Origin of the sequence: Sulfuricurvum sp., assembly GCF_022759005.1 — a bacterium.
Lineage (GTDB): Bacteria > Campylobacterota > Campylobacteria > Campylobacterales > Sulfurimonadaceae > Sulfuricurvum.
The window spans coordinates 26,675-43,365 of record NZ_JAEMQA010000040.1 but is presented as its reverse complement, the minus strand read 5'-3'; the positions used below and the strand labels follow the sequence as shown (position 1 = coordinate 43,365).

At 47.3% G+C, this 16,691-nt stretch carries 16 protein-coding genes; 10 read left to right on the top strand and 6 right to left on the bottom strand.

What is annotated here, in order from left to right:
• The 4 genes from JHC35_RS02300 to folE all read right to left on the bottom strand — a co-directional run.
• On the bottom strand, positions 1–238 hold a 238-nt coding region (locus JHC35_RS02300; RefSeq protein ID WP_295041771.1), incomplete at its 3' end, for an iron-sulfur cluster assembly scaffold protein.
• Positions 239–249: 11 nt separating this feature from the next.
• Positions 250–1,464, bottom strand: a complete 1,215-nt coding sequence (locus JHC35_RS02295; protein WP_295041770.1) for a NifS family cysteine desulfurase — start codon at positions 1,462–1,464, stop codon at positions 250–252.
• Between the two features lie 132 nt (positions 1,465–1,596).
• Positions 1,597–2,901 (bottom strand): flagellar protein export ATPase FliI, encoded by a 1,305-nt coding sequence (gene fliI / locus JHC35_RS02290; protein ID WP_295041769.1) that lies wholly within the window; start codon positions 2,899–2,901, stop codon positions 1,597–1,599.
• Between the two features lie 3 nt (positions 2,902–2,904).
• Positions 2,905–3,489: a GTP cyclohydrolase I FolE gene (gene folE / locus JHC35_RS02285; RefSeq protein ID WP_295041768.1), complete on the bottom strand. Its 585-nt coding sequence runs from the start codon at positions 3,487–3,489 to the stop codon at positions 2,905–2,907.
• A gap of 134 nt (positions 3,490–3,623) precedes the next feature.
• On the opposite strand from folE, the gene tig reads away from it, so the two are divergent.
• The 5 genes from tig (at position 3,624) to JHC35_RS02260 (ending at position 8,701) form a co-directional block, all read left to right on the top strand.
• The gene (gene tig / locus JHC35_RS02280; protein WP_295041767.1) at positions 3,624–4,919 is read left to right on the top strand and encodes a trigger factor; all 1,296 of its coding nucleotides are present in this window, start codon (positions 3,624–3,626) and stop codon (positions 4,917–4,919) included.
• 5 nt (positions 4,920–4,924) lie between these two features.
• Entirely contained in the window at positions 4,925–5,521 is a 597-nt protein-coding gene (gene clpP / locus JHC35_RS02275; RefSeq protein ID WP_295041766.1) for an ATP-dependent Clp endopeptidase proteolytic subunit ClpP, read from the top strand.
• A gap of 10 nt (positions 5,522–5,531) precedes the next feature.
• Positions 5,532–6,575: a GGDEF domain-containing protein gene (locus tag JHC35_RS02270; protein WP_295041765.1), complete on the top strand. Its 1,044-nt coding sequence runs from the start codon at positions 5,532–5,534 to the stop codon at positions 6,573–6,575.
• A gap of 9 nt (positions 6,576–6,584) precedes the next feature.
• The gene (gene def / locus JHC35_RS02265) at positions 6,585–7,100 is read left to right on the top strand and encodes a peptide deformylase (RefSeq protein WP_295041764.1); all 516 of its coding nucleotides are present in this window, start codon (positions 6,585–6,587) and stop codon (positions 7,098–7,100) included.
• A 92-nt stretch (positions 7,101–7,192) separates the two neighbouring features.
• Positions 7,193–8,701: a YifB family Mg chelatase-like AAA ATPase gene (locus JHC35_RS02260; protein WP_295041763.1), complete on the top strand. Its 1,509-nt coding sequence runs from the start codon at positions 7,193–7,195 to the stop codon at positions 8,699–8,701.
• 53 nt (positions 8,702–8,754) lie between these two features.
• Here the strand turns inward: JHC35_RS02260 and JHC35_RS02255 are convergent, their stop codons facing one another.
• Together JHC35_RS02255 and JHC35_RS02250 are read right to left on the bottom strand one after the other, a co-directional pair.
• Complete coding sequence (locus JHC35_RS02255) at positions 8,755–9,858, bottom strand: YeiH family protein (protein ID WP_295041762.1); 1,104 nt, start codon at positions 9,856–9,858, stop codon at positions 8,755–8,757.
• A gap of 59 nt (positions 9,859–9,917) precedes the next feature.
• Positions 9,918–12,770 (bottom strand): DUF748 domain-containing protein, encoded by a 2,853-nt coding sequence (locus JHC35_RS02250; RefSeq protein WP_295041761.1) that lies wholly within the window; start codon positions 12,768–12,770, stop codon positions 9,918–9,920.
• Positions 12,771–12,866: 96 nt separating this feature from the next.
• On the opposite strand from JHC35_RS02250, the gene JHC35_RS02245 reads away from it, so the two are divergent.
• The 5 genes from JHC35_RS02245 to JHC35_RS02225 form a co-directional block, all read left to right on the top strand.
• Positions 12,867–13,886, top strand: a complete 1,020-nt coding sequence (locus tag JHC35_RS02245; RefSeq protein ID WP_295041760.1) for a ribonucleotide-diphosphate reductase subunit beta — start codon at positions 12,867–12,869, stop codon at positions 13,884–13,886.
• The gene (locus JHC35_RS02240; protein WP_295041759.1) at positions 13,873–14,607 is read left to right on the top strand and encodes a carbon-nitrogen hydrolase family protein; all 735 of its coding nucleotides are present in this window, start codon (positions 13,873–13,875) and stop codon (positions 14,605–14,607) included. Before JHC35_RS02245 ends, JHC35_RS02240 begins: the two co-directional genes overlap by 14 nt.
• Entirely contained in the window at positions 14,604–15,248 is a 645-nt protein-coding gene (locus JHC35_RS02235; RefSeq protein ID WP_295041758.1) for a protein-L-isoaspartate(D-aspartate) O-methyltransferase, read from the top strand. Before JHC35_RS02240 ends, JHC35_RS02235 begins: the two co-directional genes overlap by 4 nt.
• A complete protein-coding gene (locus JHC35_RS02230) occupies positions 15,245–15,853 on the top strand; it encodes a class I SAM-dependent methyltransferase (RefSeq protein ID WP_295041757.1) in 609 nt (202 codons plus the stop codon). The genes JHC35_RS02235 and JHC35_RS02230 overlap by 4 nt, the downstream gene beginning before the upstream one ends.
• Positions 15,850–16,691 (top strand): RsmB/NOP family class I SAM-dependent RNA methyltransferase (locus JHC35_RS02225; RefSeq protein WP_295041756.1); only part of this gene is annotated, 842 nt, incomplete at its 3' end. The genes JHC35_RS02230 and JHC35_RS02225, both read left to right, overlap by 4 nt.

Sequence of the window (16,691 nt, the reverse complement as noted above, 5' to 3'; positions counted from 1 at the left end):
CAAAACTTTTAAATTTCGAATTGACGATCACATCGGTTTTTGGGTCAACTTCCCAGTACAAACGTACCGCATCCCCACAACTCTCCGCGCCGAAATCGGCTACAATCAGTTTGTGCCCCGCGGCTGCCGCTTCTTCTTCCGTAATTTCCCCCTGATGCTGAGGGTTATTCATTAATGTCGTTACTTTGTTCGAGTACTGATCCCAAAGAGATCCGCCCAATAAATCATTTTTTGCCATAGTTGAATCCTTTAGTGATGAATTGCGCACTCGGCAGCTTCACCGCCGGGCGTAGGTTTAACTTTTGCGTATGAGCTTGAAATTGCACGCAGACGTGCAACCGCTTTTTTAAAATGCTCGATTACATAATCGATCTCTTCATCGGTCGTAAAACGGCTGAGACTCAACCGAATCCCCGTATGCGCCAATTCATGATCAGCTCCGATGGCGAGCATGACGGTATTGGCTTCGAGATCTTCCGAGGCACATGCCGATCCGGTAGAGGCACCGATAAGTGCGTTGTTCAAATCCCAAAGCATCCCCTCCCCCTCTACTCCGCGAATCGAGATCAAAATCGTATTCGGCGTACGGTTATCGCGATTGCCGACCACCACTACATCGGTAAGTTCTGCTAAAAGAGCATCTTCGAGACGATCCCGTTTGGCACGGATCGATGCCATTTTGGCTTCGATATTCTCCGTCGCAAGCTCAATCGCTTTTCCCATTCCTACGATATAAGGAACATTGAGTGTACCGGAGCGGCGTCCCCCCATGTGTTCACCGCCGTGAAGAAGCGGGGTTAGCGCTTCAGAGTTGCGGATATAGAGCGCTCCGATCCCTTTTGGACCGTGGAATTTATGCGCCGACATCGACATAAAATCGACATGTACGTCTTGAACGTCTACAGGGATTTTCCCTACTGCTTGAACCGCATCGGTGTGAAACAATACGCCCCGCTCTTTACAGATTTGTCCGATCTCTTTGATCGGGAAAATCATCCCTGTCTCATTGTTCGCCCACATCACCGAGACGAGCGCCGTTTTGTCAGTGATAAAACTGCGAAGCGTGTGCGCTTCGACGATCCCCTGATCGTTCACAGGCAAATAGGTCACTTTGACCCCCTGCTCTTCTAAAAATTTGCAAGTAGAAAGTACCGATGGGTGTTCTACTTCCGTCGTGACGATATGGTTTTTATCGCCGTTAAGGATTTTGTCCACCCACACCGATTTGAGTACCCAGTTGTTTGACTCGGTTGCGCATGAGGTAAAAATAATATCATCATTGTCACTTGCGTTAATCCCTTTATACATTTGATTAATCGCTTTGGTAATCGCGGGATGAGATGCCGTCCCGTAACGGTGAATCGAACTGGGGTTACCGTATATCTCGCTGAAAAACGGGATCATCGCTTCGGTAACGGCAGGGTCGACCATCGTCGTCGCATTGTTGTCCAAATAGACCTGCATGAAATTCTCCAAAAGAGGTGTTGTAATAAAAGACTAAATTAGTCTCTTTTAGCTTTTGGGATAATAGTGCAAACGATGTTATAGTAACCTTAAGGGTTTTTTATGTTTAGGAGAGTTTAAGAATTCAATCAATTAGTGCATTAGTTCTATCAACTGATCAATCGTCTCTTGAAACCCCGAAATACTCATCGCCTCTTGTGAGAGAAACGCTTCCATCTTCTCTTTTTTGCTGATCGCCTCATCCAGCTCTTTGTCCGTGCCACGTACGTACGCCCCGATACGAATGAGCATCTCATTTTCTTTGAGGAGGGTATAGAGTCGACGAAACCGTCTTACGGCGGCAAGATGTTCAGGGGTGATGATGTCGTTCATAACCCGTGAAGCGGAATTGAGAATATGGATCGGCGGATAAATCCCAAAATCGGTCAATTCACGAGAGAGGACAATATGACCGTCCAAAATCGACCTAGACTGATCGGCGATCGGATCGCTCAGATCATCCCCCTCGACCAAAACAGTGAAAAAAGCGGTGATTGAACCGCTCCCTTCCTCTTTTCCCGCACGCTCCATCAGTTGCGGCAGAAGAGTCAATGACGAAGGAGGGTATCCTTTGGAGGTGGGCGGTTCACCGAGAGCCAGTCCGATCTCGCGCTGTGCCATCGCAAAACGGGTTACCGAATCCATCATAAAGAGAACATCGTGCCCTTGCGCTTTGAAATACTCCGCGACACTCATCGCACTAAAGGCTCCGTATTTACGCATCAGAGGAGAATCATCACTCGTAGCAACCACCAAAACGGTATTTTCCAAATTGCCGCCAAGGCTTTTTTCGATAAATTCGGGAACCTCACGCCCTCTCTCTCCGATGAGGGCGACGACCTTGATGGGAGTATCAGCCCCACGGACGATCATCCCCATAAGGGTCGATTTTCCGACCCCGCTCCCTGCAAAAATCCCCAATTTTTGCCCTTTGCCGCAGGTAAGCAATCCATCGATCGTTTTGACTCCGACACCAAAAGGCTCATCAATCATCCCCCGCTTCATCGCCGCAATCGGGGCCTTGATGATTGATTCCAGCGCCGATACGCCGATAGGTCCCTTGCCGTCAATCGGGTTCATAAACGGATCGACCACCCGTCCCAAAAGCCCATCCCCCACTTCGATCATCATCCCGCTTTGGTTCGGATAGACTTTATCTCCGGCTCGAAACCCTTCAACAAAACGAAAAGGGGTGATAAAAAAGCGGTTACGCTCCACTTCGCTCACCATTCCCAGCGCTTCGGCACCACTCGTTTCCGATACCATCAGCACTGTATCACCGATACTCACATGAAGCCCTTCGGCAATGATGACGGTAGGGCTTATTTTGCTCACGGTACCGAATGCGGTAGTCAGCTTTTCAGTCCCCAAACGGCTACGAAGCGATTTTAACGGCATAGCTTAGTAACGGTTCCCGCTAGAAGAGTTAATGAGGCTAAAAAATTCCATGCGGGTCTTTTCATCTTTTTTAAACAATCCTCGCAATGCGCTGGATGTCGTGGTGGAACTGATCTTCTCAACCCCGCGCATCTCCATACACATGTGGCGCGCCTGAATGACAACCGCAACCCCTTTAGGACTGATCGCCTCCATCAGTGCATCGGCGATCTGCTCGGTGAGCTGTTCTTGGATTTGCATCCGACGGGAAAAGACATCGACGACGCGGGGAATTTTGGAAAGCCCTACTACCTTTCCATCAGGGATGTATGCCACATGCGCCCGCCCGATAATCGGTAGTAGATGGTGCTCACATGTCGAATAAAACTCGATATCTTTGATCAACACCATCTCATCGTTGGAGCTTTGAAACATCGCCGAATTTAAAATTGCTTGCGGATCTTCTTTGTAACCGCCAAACATAAACTCATACGCTTTTAAAACACGTTCGGGGGTTTTGAGCAACCCTTCACGTTCCACATCTTCGCCGACGTGGCTGATCATCGTTTTTACTGCATTGATAAAGTTCTCGTTTGTATTCACGCTCATAGTTACTCGCCCTATTAAATATTAGTATTACTCTATCACGACTTTGCTTTTATTTTAATTCAGCGTACAATTAACCCTTTTTGGATATTATTGCCGCTATTTACTCTAATAAGAGATGCTACAAAAGGGATTCAATGCAAATTACAACCAATAAAATCGACTCAGCTAACGCGAAAATTACTGCAGCTATCACACACGGCACGATCGATGCGAACATCGAAAAAATCGCTAACCAACTCTCAAAAGAGGCAAAAATTGCCGGTTTCCGCAAAGGAAAAGTACCGGTAAGCGTCGTTAAAAAACAATACGGCGATCGCTTGGTACAAGATGCGGAAGCACAAGCGTTGCGTGATCTTTTGAGCGCAGGTCTCAAAGAGATGGAAATCGCGGCAGATGCACTGATCGGTGAACCGCAAATCGCAAAGTTTGAGAAAAACGATAGCGGCATCGACGTTGAAGTCATCATCGCAACCCGTCCGGCAATCGAACTCGGTGATTACGCGGCCATGGTTCCAGCGGTTGAAAAACCGGCAATTGATGATGCTGCGGTTATGGCACGTATCGAAGAACTCGCATCTGCACAAGCACCGCTTGTGAATGTTGATGAAGACCGCGCATTGGTAAGCGGCGATACGGCACTTATCGATTTCGAAGGTTTCGTAGACGGTGAAGCGTTTGAGGGCGGAAAAGCGGAAGGTTTCAGCCTACGCCTGGGAAGCGGACAATTTATCCCCGGATTTGAAGATCAAGTGATCGGCATGAAAAAAGATGAAGAGAAAACCATCGCGGTAACTTTCCCTGAAAACTACGGCGGTGCGAAACTGGCAGGCAAACCGGCTGAATTCAAAGTAAAAGTTCGCGCAATCCAAGCCAAAGAAGCGGTAAATGTTGATGATGAATTGGCGAAAAAGATGCTTCCGGGCTATGAAGACGCAAGCGTCGATATGCTCAAAGAAAAAGTGAAAGAGCAACTCGAAACCGAAGCGATGAGCGTTAAATACAATGATGAACTCAAGCCGGCATTGATGGAGACATTCGTCAGTGCATTTACGATCGATCTTCCGGAATTCATCGTAGAACAAGAGATGGATATGGCGCTCAACAAAAAAGCACGCGAAATGAGCGAAGCGGAACTCGAAGAGCTCCGTAACGATGCGGAAAAAGTAAAAGCACTGCGTGAAACATTCCGCGATGATGCGTGCCGTGCCGTCAAAGCGACCTTTATCGTCGATGCGCTGGCAAAAGCAGAAAACATTTCGGTCAGTGAACAAGAGTTGATGCAAACGATCTACTATGAAGCGCTTCAAATGGGTCAAGACCCGATGGCGATCTACAAACATTACCAAGAATCAGGATACCTCCCTGCAATTCAGATGGCGATGATCGAAGATCGTGTTCTTAGCAAATTGCTTAACGATAAAATCAAGTAATCACAATGAGTTATATCCCATACGTCATAGAAAAAACGGGGCGCGGTGAGAGATCATACGATATCTACTCCCGTCTTTTAAAAGACCGTATCATCATGCTCAGCGGAGAAGTGAACGATGCCGTCGCCTCTTCCATCGTAGCGCAACTGCTCTTTTTGGAAGCGGAAGATCCGCAAAAAGACATCTATTTTTACATCAACTCTCCGGGGGGTGTAATCACTTCGGGGATGGCGATTTATGACACCATGAACTATATCCGTCCCGACGTCTGTACAATCTGTATCGGACAAGCGGCATCCATGGGGGCATTTTTGCTCAGTTCGGGAACAAAAGGGAAACGTTATGCCCTTCCGCACGCGCGCATCATGATCCACCAACCGCTCGGCGGAGCTCAAGGTCAAGCAACCGACATCGAGATCCAAGCCAAAGAGATTTTGCGCATGAAAGCCGAACTCAACGAAATTCTTGCTAAAAACTGTAGGCAAACGGTCAAAAAACTCGAAAAAGATACCGATCGCGACAATTTCATGTCAGCTGCAGAAGCAGTGGAATATGGTATCATTGACGAGGTATTGGTTCAAAAAGAAAAAGAAGAGAAATAAGGGGTAAGCAATGGCAACTCTTAGTAATCTCAAGCAGACGCAACGGACGGTTGCACCAAAAAGCGAGGAGGGTTCTTTCATCAGCACTGCTCCCCTCGGTGACCCAACCAGCGACCTTGAGATTTTTGCAAAAGAGGTGCTAAATACCCTTATCTCCGATAATCTTCCCCCTACCCCAAACAATTTCGGTCTTTATTTTGATCGAATTTTGGAAGACAAAAGCGAAAGTCTTCGTCGTCAAATCGGTTCAATTTTAGAGCTTGAAGAGGACAATCACGAAGAATCTAGCATTGAACTCGAAAAAATCCTCAAGCGAGGATTTTCATCGGTCAAAAGTATCTTGCAGCTCAGTGCAACACTGTATAAAAACATCTCTCTGATGGAGAAAATTTTAGAAAAGCGCCAATCAGAGCTAAAAGATATCTCTTCAATCAACGGTGCCAATGAAATCATGGCTTCTTTGGGCGATGATGTGGGCAAGCTCAGCACTATCCTCAAAAAACAAGTCTCCCATATGAAAACGATTTACGATGAGACTGCAACCATTGTCAAGCAAGTCGAAAATGAGACAATCTTCGATAACCAGTTCGGTGTCTACAATAAACGTTTTCTCCTCACCAAACTCGAACAAGAACTTCACTTGATCGATGAGTTCAAGCACAAAAGTTCTATTATCACCGTTCGACTCACCAAATCGACCGGAGAACTTGTTCAAAGCGAAAAAGAGCAACACCTTATGGTTAGAACCGTTGCCCGTCTCTTATTAAAAACTTCGCGCCGCAGCGATACGGTTGCCCATTACGGCGGAGGTGTTTTTGTCATGATGCTAAAACACACCGATATCGAAAGTGCCAAACGAGCATCAGAGCGTCTTTTTGATCTTGTATCCTCAAGCAACTTCTTTATCTCGGAGAATGAAATTCAGCTCAGCATCGCCATCGGTGTTGCTGAACTCTCTTCTGCACGCAGCGTTGATCAAACACTCGTCTGCACTCTTGAAGCGATGGAAGCAGCGGAGAACAACCCTAAACTGCGCTATATGGTTTGCAACTAAGGTGTTCTTATGATTCTCCCGATTATCACGTATCCCAACAAACAACTCAAAGTTCGTTCATCGGAAGTGACGAGTTTTAACGAGTCTCTCCATTGCTTTTTGGACGATATGTTTGAAACCATGATAAGTTCCAACGGAATCGGATTAGCTGCTATACAAGTTGCCAATCCTATCCGCGCGCTCATCTTGTGCATTCCCGATGATGAGGGAAATCAGACCAAAGAAAATCTTTTGGAGATTATCAACCCCTCCATTCACAATCCAAAAGGGAGCACCCTCTATCAAGAAGGGTGTTTAAGCGTACCGGGATTTTACGAAGACGTTGAACGCTACGAAAGCCTTACCCTTCACTACCAAAATCGGCACGGCGACCCCTGCGTTCTAGAAGCCAGCGAACTTCTCGCCATTGCTATTCAGCATGAAATCGACCATCTCGACGGAAAGCTTTTTATCGAGAAGCTTACCTATAATCGCCGAAAGAAATTTGAAAAAGAGTACAAAAAAGCTCAAAAAGAGAAAAAGTAACCCGCACCAAAAATATTGCAAATCGCCATATTTTCTTTCTATAAAAGTCATTTTGATACCATAAGTGTTAAATTTTATGTCAGGTTTGTGTCATGAAACAGTTACTCTGCGCGACATTCGAAGGGATCGATGCTTCGAGCGTCGAAGTACAATTTACCGCAACCAAAGGGCTCCCTGCTTTTAGTATTGTAGGGATGGCCAATACAGCCATTACAGAGAGCAAGGAACGGGTTAAATCAGCCCTTCTCAGCAACGATTTTACGTTTCCTCCGAAGCGGCTCACCATCAATCTCGCCCCCAGTGACCTGCGTAAAGAGGGGAGTCATTTCGATCTTCCTATCGCCGCCCTTATCGCATTGGGCAATTATGAGGGGAACGTAAGTGATTGGTACGTATTTGGAGAACTGGGGCTAGATGGCAGTGTCACCGAAAACACACTCCTCTATCCCATAATCCTCTCTTTAGCCAACCAAGGAACTATTACAAAAGCGATAGTCCCAAAAGTGAGTCTTCCGAAGCTCTCCAAAATACCCAATGTCACTTTTTTCGGTGTCGAATCCCTGCAAGAGACGCTCACACTGCTTCGCTCCGATATTCTCCCTGAATCCAAAGCACATACCAGCACCTTCGATTTCGATCATCTGATCCATAATGACAAAAGCTATTATTTTCATGAACGCTATCCTCTCGATTTCATTGATATTAAGGGGCAAGAGCATGCTAAACGCTCGGCACTGATCGCTGCGGCTGGGATGCACAATCTGTTGTTAGAGGGTTCACCGGGAAGCGGAAAATCGATGATCGCCAAACGTCTTGTTCATATTATGCCCCCGCTTCACAACAACGAAATCCTCGAATGTGCCAAACTTGAAATCTTAGAAGGGAAAGAGCCCTCTTTTATCCCTCAACGCCCTTTTCGATCACCGCATCACTCGTCCACAAGCGCAAGTATATTTGGAGGCGGTACTCATAAAGCGCAGATCGGAGAAGTCGGTTTGGCAAACAACGGAATCCTCTTTTTCGATGAATTGCCCCACTTCTCGAAAACGGTTCTCGAAGCACTCCGCGAACCTCTCGAAGATCGGCACATCCGCATATCACGGGTTAATGCCAAAGTTACGTATGATGCCAATTTCCTCTTTGTCGGCGCAATGAACCCCTGCCCTTGCGGTAATCTCTTTAGTACGACTACCGCATGCCGATGCAGCGACATCGAGATAACACGCTACAAATCACGTCTCTCCGATCCGTTCTTGGATCGGATCGATCTGTATGTACAGATGCACGCCGTGAGTGCAGAGGACAAACCGAGCGTCTCTTCGCACGAACTACATAAAAAAGTACGGGAAGCATTCTTACGTCAAAAAGAGCGGGGACAACGCGCTTTGAACGGCGCATTGAACGATGCGGAGATTGCGCAATATTGTCCGCTGGGTCCCGAATCACAACAGGTAATCGATCAGGCGATAGGGAGATTTGGATTATCGTTTCGGGCGGTGAGCCGCATCCTTAAAGTAGCACGGACGATTGCAGATATTGAGGGGTCAAGCGATATAGAAAAAGCTCATCTGCTCGAAGCGTTGAGCTATCGGAAGAGATAAGGGTGGATTTTGAGGTCGCAATTTGCGACCTCAAGTTGGGGAAGAGGTAGAATTTAAAACGTCGCCACAACCCATTGGGTGATGACGAATCCGCCGACAACGAGCCAAATAAACATAGAACCTGCCGCATAGATTGGAGCCAATCCAAGCCCTTTGAACTTCGCAAAACGGGTTCCCATACCCAAAGCGGTCATCGCCATGGTGAGCAAGAACGTATCGACGATATTGATGTTCGCAATCACCGATTGGATCGTCGTCGCAATCGCTTCGGTTGCATGCGCATTCGTATAGTTAAGAAGCAATGAGTTGACCCCTGCCATACCGACGAAATAGACCGCAAACCATGGGATAACGAGCTTAACGCCGCCACCCGTCGTTCCGCTTTTCTTTGCGGCGTATGAGAGGTAGATCCCCAACACGATCAACATCGGAGCAATCATAATAACCCGTGTCATTTTAACGATAACAGCGGTATTCGCCATATCGACACTCGCTCCCGGAATCGATGCCGGAACCGCTACAACCTGAGCTACCTCATGTATCGTTCCACCGACATACATCCCGAACGTTGTCGGTTCCATGTGCAAAAATCCGGTTGCGGGCTCAATAATCGCCGCATACAACACGGGGTAGAGAAACATCGAAATCGTTCCGAACAAAACGACCATCGACACGGCGATAGCGGTTTTATACTCTTCACTTTTGAGTACCGGTTCGGTCGCCAAAACAGCCGCCGCACCGCACACCGACGCACCAGCAGCGGTCAGCATAGAGGTATCACGATCGAGTTTAAAAAACTTTTGCGCCAAAAACGTTCCGAGGATAAACGTACTGGAGAGCATGATCAACGAGACCATAAACCCCTCAATCCCTACTTGTTCAATCTGTTGAAACGTAATGCGAAATCCGTAAAATACGATGGCAAAACGGAGAATTTTTTTACCCGAAAAGGTAATCCCCCCCTCCCAAACGGATGGGATACGGTTGTGCATGGTGTTTGCAAAAAATATCCCCAGTACGATCCCCACAACAAGCGGGGAAATTCCAAGATGTTTAACCACGGACAGATTGGCAATCATTGTCGCTGCTGATGCAAATATTGCGACAAAAAGGATACCGCTAAGGGTATCTTTTCGCTTTGCGGGTGAAAACGGCATGAATTCTCCTATCAAATTAAAAATGACATTATAAGATGAATCACAAAAATGTCAAAATTTTACGGAGTCACTATCTCCAATTTGGCAGGGATAGCTTCGGGTTTTGCATCTTTTGTAACATCAGGTGTTTTCAATTCTACCCTTTTATCAAGCCCCGCTTTGATGAAATAATTCCGGATGCTTTCTCCCCGTTGAATCCCTAAAAGCTGCAATTCAGAGGGACTAAGCGGTTGCAATGGAATCAATTTTTCAACCAACACTACAGAGTAATTGTGTATAAATGTCGCTTCTTCGGGATATTTCTCTTTGTACGCGGCTTTTAGTTCGCTGAGCTCTTTTTTATCCAATGAATCTGCGGCAATCGATTCGAGCATCTCAACGCTCATCGCCTGTATCGAATCGATTTTGAGATTTTTATTCCGTTTGAGTGCCGACTGCACTAATTTTGCCTCTTTGAGCGCATATGCATCAAAGGTATCATCATACGCGCCGGTTACACTCAGCATCAGTTTCGGTCGTTTCGCAAGCATACTCGTCACCCGATCGAGTTTTTCAATCTGAGGCGGTGTCAATGCTGAAGAGCCGGGCTCAAAATCGATACTTAAAAGAGTATCCGTCTCAATGCCCATCATCGAGCCGAGCAGTTTGAACGGCGAGGTAACCGCTTTGGTAAACAAATTGCCGATTACCTGCCACACCACTTTGCCGTATTTAAAATCGGGGCTATTCACATCCCCCTCAATCGGAAGATCAATATCGATAATGCCGTCGCTGTCTTCCAATAACGCCACTACCAGACGCAACGGCCACGGCGATCCCCCTATTTTCTCTTCCCCGACTTCGATTTGTTTGATCACAACACGATTAGCCCCGTTGAGCTTGCCGTGATCGATTTTGTATCCCAAATCTAAAAAGAGTTTCCCACCTGCGATCTTGTACCCCAAAAATTCAAGAGAATACGGTGTATACCCTTTTAGATCCAAATTCTCGAAAGCAACTTTCAAATCGGTCGATTTTTTCGGGTCTTTGGTATTGAGAGAGCCCTCAATTTTGGCCGCTCCGTACTGATCCACCCCACCTCGGAGTTTTACAAACGTTGTGACGTCTTTGGTTGTTGAAATCCCTAAAACCGATCCTTCCAAATCATGGATATAGGTTTTAAAAGGCAGAGGCAAAGACATATCACTGAAATTCGCGCTACTGTCTCTCAAAACCAATTTAACGATATCGATCCCAAAAGGGTTCCCTGCGGATTTTGTCGTATTGGCATCACTTGCACTTTTTTTACTCAAGGTGGAGTAGTTCAGAACTTTTTTCGCATCGATCATTGCATTGGTATAAAATCCATCTATTGCGAGCTGGTTGATTTTCAGTCGGTTTTCGGGATACGCATAGACAAACGGCGTCACCCCGATTTTACTCCACCCCAAAAGTACGGAGTTATCACGTGAATCATTGACAACCCAGTCATCCAATGCCACTTTCCCCTTTAGCTCCGTTTTAGAGCCACTATAGACATACTCGGCCGATACCGATAGGTTTCCGCGTTGAAGCGATGCGTAGGTACTCGGTTCGATATAAGGGTCAATCACCGAAATATCCAAGCCGTTTAGCTCGATCGTCCCCCGACTGCTCAACGGCGATCGGATCAGATCGCTTTTCAACGCAACTGTCCCTTTTTGGTTGAGGCGTGCAAAGAGTGCTATATCGTTCAACGCCGAAGGATCGTTTTGAAACCCTTTGATCGATCCGTTCACCTGATCGAGTGCAAATGCCACTTTTTTGGAAGGGACCTCATCCACAAAACCGATCGCATTGTTACTGAGGGCAATCTCTCCGATGCTGTAATTCCACGGCGCAGAGGTCTCGTTTGTCTCTTTTGTTGGGAATGCTTTTTTGGTTTTATCGATGTACTCCATCCAATCGATTTTTCCATCACGATAACGCTGTACCGAGAGGTTCAATCCATCAATTGTGAGGGATCGGGCGTTAAAACTCTTTTGCATCGGTTTGATGCTCCCTTCACTCAGGCGCAATGAACCCAAACTCATGAGATTTCGTTGCTCTCCTTTGGGAATAATGCGCAGCTTCTCGATTTTAAAATAGAGGTTCGAGAGCTCCGTTGCGTTGAGATCATTGCTGTTAAAGCGATAATCAAATCCCAATCCCGCACTTCCATCCGCCACCTCAATCGCCATTTTGTCTTTGAAATAACTCCACGGAGTATAGAGTTTGCCGGTATTGAGCGCTACGCTTCCTCCGATCGACAGCGGAGAGAGGGCATCGATTTTCCCTTTGAGATCGACAAATCCTCCATCATTGATTGCGGCATAGAGGCGCATTTTTCCGTTTTCACTCGAAAAATCTCTCAAATCGATATTGTCCAGATTAAATCCGATCGGTCCGACATCGAGCACATAGGGCTTGCCGTCTGCATAATCGCTGTAACCCAGTACCCCGTTTGTAAGGGTAAAATGGTTGATAATGAGTCCCATCGATTCGGTTTTTTTATCCTCTTTGGGTTTATCGTCTCCCAATTCGGTAAGCCATTTGAAATTGAAATCGCCGTTCTTATCCCGTTTGATCGTTACTTTGGGATCAACAAGGGCAAGGTCTTTGATGAGTACCCCACGCTTCCACAAATACGTCGTCGGATCAACATTGATCGTCAATTTTTTAAATGCGATAAAATCGGTATTTTGGGGTGTTTTAAAGGCGACATCGGCAAGCTTCAGATGAAACGTGAATGGGTTAAATGCAGCTTTTTCTACCGAAAACCGCCCCCCATTCGTCGCTTCGAAAACTTTTCCAGGGACGATGTTTTTAATGAGATACGGGACTCCGAAGAAACCGGCAATAGCGTATATAAAGACCGCCGCCGCCAGCGATCTTATGATCACCTTTTTATTCATTCCATCACCCTTTTAAAAAACTCTTTTCATTTTATCATACTTAAAACTATATTTGGACATAATCATCTACTTTATCTGCACACAGGGATAGCCGAAATGAAGCGTAAACAAATTTACAATCCAACCTCAAACGAACATGTAAACGACCGCCAGATTTTCGGCGGCAATCCAACGGGAATTTTTGAACTCAATAATATCAAGTACCAATGGGCGTACAACCTCTGGGAGATGATGCTCAACAATACATGGTTCCCTAAAGAGGTCGATATGACGCGTGATGCCGTCGACTACAAATTCCTCACCGAGATAGAGAAAACAGCGTACGACAAAGCCCTCTCCCAGCTTATTTTTATGGATTCATTGCAAACCAATAACCTGATGGACAACGTAAATCCATACGTTACAGCTCCGGAAATCAACCTCATCTTGGTTCGCCAGAGCTTTGAAGAGGCGCTCCACTCCCAAAGCTACGCCGTTATGGTCGATTCGATCAGCCAAAACAGCGAGGAGATTTACGATCTCTGGCGCAAAGACATGATGCTCAAAACGAAAAATGACTCGATTGCCGCTCGCTACGATGAACTCGCCAACGATCCGAGCGAGAGCGCGTTTGTTAAAGCGTGTTTCGCAAACCAAATCCTAGAGGGGATCTATTTTTACAGCGGATTTACCTACATCTACACCCTCGCCCGCTCCGGTAAAATGCTAGGGAGTGCGCAGATGATCCGCTTTATTCAACGTGACGAAGTAACCCACCTCGTATTGTTCCAAAACATCATCAACACCCTTCGCCGTGAACGTCCCGATCTCTTTACCGAACAACTCATCGAAGAGGTCTACGATATGTTCCGCAAAGCGGTCGAACTCGAAACCGCATGGGGCAAATACATCACCCAAGGGCAGATTTTGGGTCTCACCAACGAAATCGTGGAACAATACATCCAATACCTCGCCGATCAACGCCTCAGCGCGGTAGGGTTGAAACCGCTCTATAACGTTACCCACCCGATCAAATGGGTCGATGATTTCTCCAAATTCAACGACCAAAAAACGAACTTCTTCGAAGGCACCGTCACCAACTACTCCAAAGGAAGCCTCAGTTTTGACGACTTCTAAAACCCGTTCCATCGCCTCTTTGTGTTTCGAGACTGATCCCGATTTTACAAGAAATCTTGATCGTCTCGTCACCCTTATCAACCAAACTCCTGAAGATGCCATCATTGTCGCCCATGAAGTGTGCTTGAGCGGTTTTGCCTACGATCGTTTCGCCGAAGCAGCAGCATTTACGGAACACGCCCTTGAGACTCTGTTAGTGCACGTCAACGATCGCCTCTTGATCTTTACCGCAATCACCCAAAAAGAGGGGTTGTTTTATAACATCGCCTACGCTCTCCATCAGGGAAAAATCCTCCATACCCAGTCCAAAGCCAAACTCTTTGCCCTCGGAGCGGAACACGAACACTTCACCGCAGGCGACGAAGCCAATATCACCCCTTTTGTATTCGAGGGGATCAAAATCGGTATCCTCATCTGCTTCGAGCTTCGATTTAAAAGCCTATGGCAGCAGCTGGAAGGATGCGACATCATCGCGGTTCCCGCACAATGGGGAAAACTACGAGCGGAGCACTTCGTCACCCTCACCAACGCTCTTGGCGTGATAAACCAGTGCTATGTGATCGCTTCCGACGCGGCAAATGATGACACGAGCGGTATGAGCGGCATTATTACCCCTTTCGGCGGTGAAATCCGCAACAGCGGAGCAGAGGTGTTAGCCTCCCATTACGAAGCACGGACGGTAGAGTCCATGCGCCGATACCTGAACGTAGGAATAGCATGAGCATCGATAAAATAACGATCATCAAAACCACCCGTATGGCCGATGAAATCGCCAAAAAATTTCCCCTCAAACCGATCGTCAAAAACGCGATCATCCATACAAACCGTGAAGCGTTTGTCCCTCTGGCAATGCGCCACAACGCCTATCGCCTTGATGCCCTCCCGATCGGTGCGCAGCAGTACATCTCCTCACCGCTTACCGTAGCAAAAATGACCCAGTACCTCAGCCCTGAGGGGTGTGACAGTGTTTTGGAAATCGGATGTGGCAGCGGCTATCAGGCGGCGGTTCTCTCCAAAATCTTCCGCCGCGTTTTCACCATCGAGCGGATCGAGTCGCTTCTGCTGGAAGCCAAAGAGCGTTTTCGCCATCTCCATCTGGGCAATATCCATACCCGCACGGATGATGGTCAAAACGGCTGGGAACAATACGCGCCGTTCGATCGTATTTTGTTCTCCGCATCGGCACGCACCATCCCACAAAAACTCTTCGATCAGCTCAGAGAGGGGGGAATATTGCTCGCACCAATGGAGAAAGGGCGGGAACAGATCATTACCCGCTTTACCAAACAAGGGGGAATGATCCACGAAGATGCTCTCGAAGTGTGCGATTTTGTCCCTGTACTCGATGGAGTAGTTCGATGAGCGATCAACGCGAATTTTGGAATGAGCGCTTTGCCAAAGAGGGGTATTTTTACGGGACAACTCCAAACCTCTACATCGCTTCCCACATCGATCGCCTAAAGCCTTCCTCCTCGATCCTTTTTTTGGGTGAAGGGGAAGGGCGCAACGCCGCGTATGCCGCAAAACTCGGTCATTGTGTCAGCGCTTTGGATGCTTCAGAAGTCGGTCTGGAAAAAGCCCGAGCTCTTTCCCGCTCGTTTGGGCATGAGATCACGACGATTCACACCGATCTTGAGCTTTGGGAACCTACGGAACGCTATGATGCGGTACTGTGTTCATTCCTTCATCTCCCTGAACCCCTACGCAGTGATGTTTTTGCCAAAGTTATTCACATACTGAACACCGGCGGAGTTTTTGCGGGAGAATTTTTCTCGATCCATCAGCTTCCCAAAACAACGGGCGGTCCAAAGGACACTACGCTTCTCTATACCGCCGAAGCACTCGAAAAAATCCTCACTCCGCTTCCATGCACCGTCCAAGAGCTCCATGAAATCGATATCGAATTAAATGAGGGAAGAGGGCACATCGGTATCGCTTCGGTTGTCCGTATGGCGGTGAAAGTATGACGACGACACTCCCCGCACCTTTCGTCGAGCGCTTGGAGCAAATTGTTCCGCAGGAGCGATTCGAATCGATACTGCGCACGTTCGATGCACCTAAACAAGTCACTTTTCGGCTCAATACCCTCAAATCCTCAGCCACAGAACTCGAAAATGCCCTTCATGAAGCTGAGATAGCATTTGAGCGGGTAGGGTGGACCGAGGGGTTGATTGAGGGGGTATATCGTATTGCCCCCGAAGACAAACTCCGCCTCACCCAAATCGAACCATTCTACCAAGGGCACTTTTATATCCAAAATCTCGCCTCTATGCTCGCCCCGATTTTTCTCTCACCGAAGCCCGAAGAGACGGTACTCGATCTCGCCGCAGCACCGGGGGGCAAAACGCTGATGCTGGCAGGAATGATGAAAAATACGGGATGGCTCTCCGCCGTAGAACCTTCGCGCGAACGTTTTTTCCGGCTGTGTGACAACCTCAAATCCCAAGGGGTCACCAACGCCCATACCTACATGACCGACGGTCGCAGTGTGGGGAAAAAATGCCCGCTGATGTTTGATCGCATTTTGCTCGATGCGCCGTGTTCTTCCGAAGCACGTTTCAAAACCCATGAACCCAAAAGTATGAGCTATTGGAGCGTTCACAAAGTCAAAGAGACCTCCAAACTCCAGCGCCGTTTGCTCCTCTCGGCATTCGATGCGCTCAAACCGGGAGGCAAATTGCTCTACAGTACCTGCTCATTTTCTCCCGAAGAGAACGAAAGCCCTCTTCAGCACCTTTTAGAGCGCCATGGAGAGCATTTAAAGACCTTACCCCTGATCATGCCCTTCGACAACGTTCAAAAGCC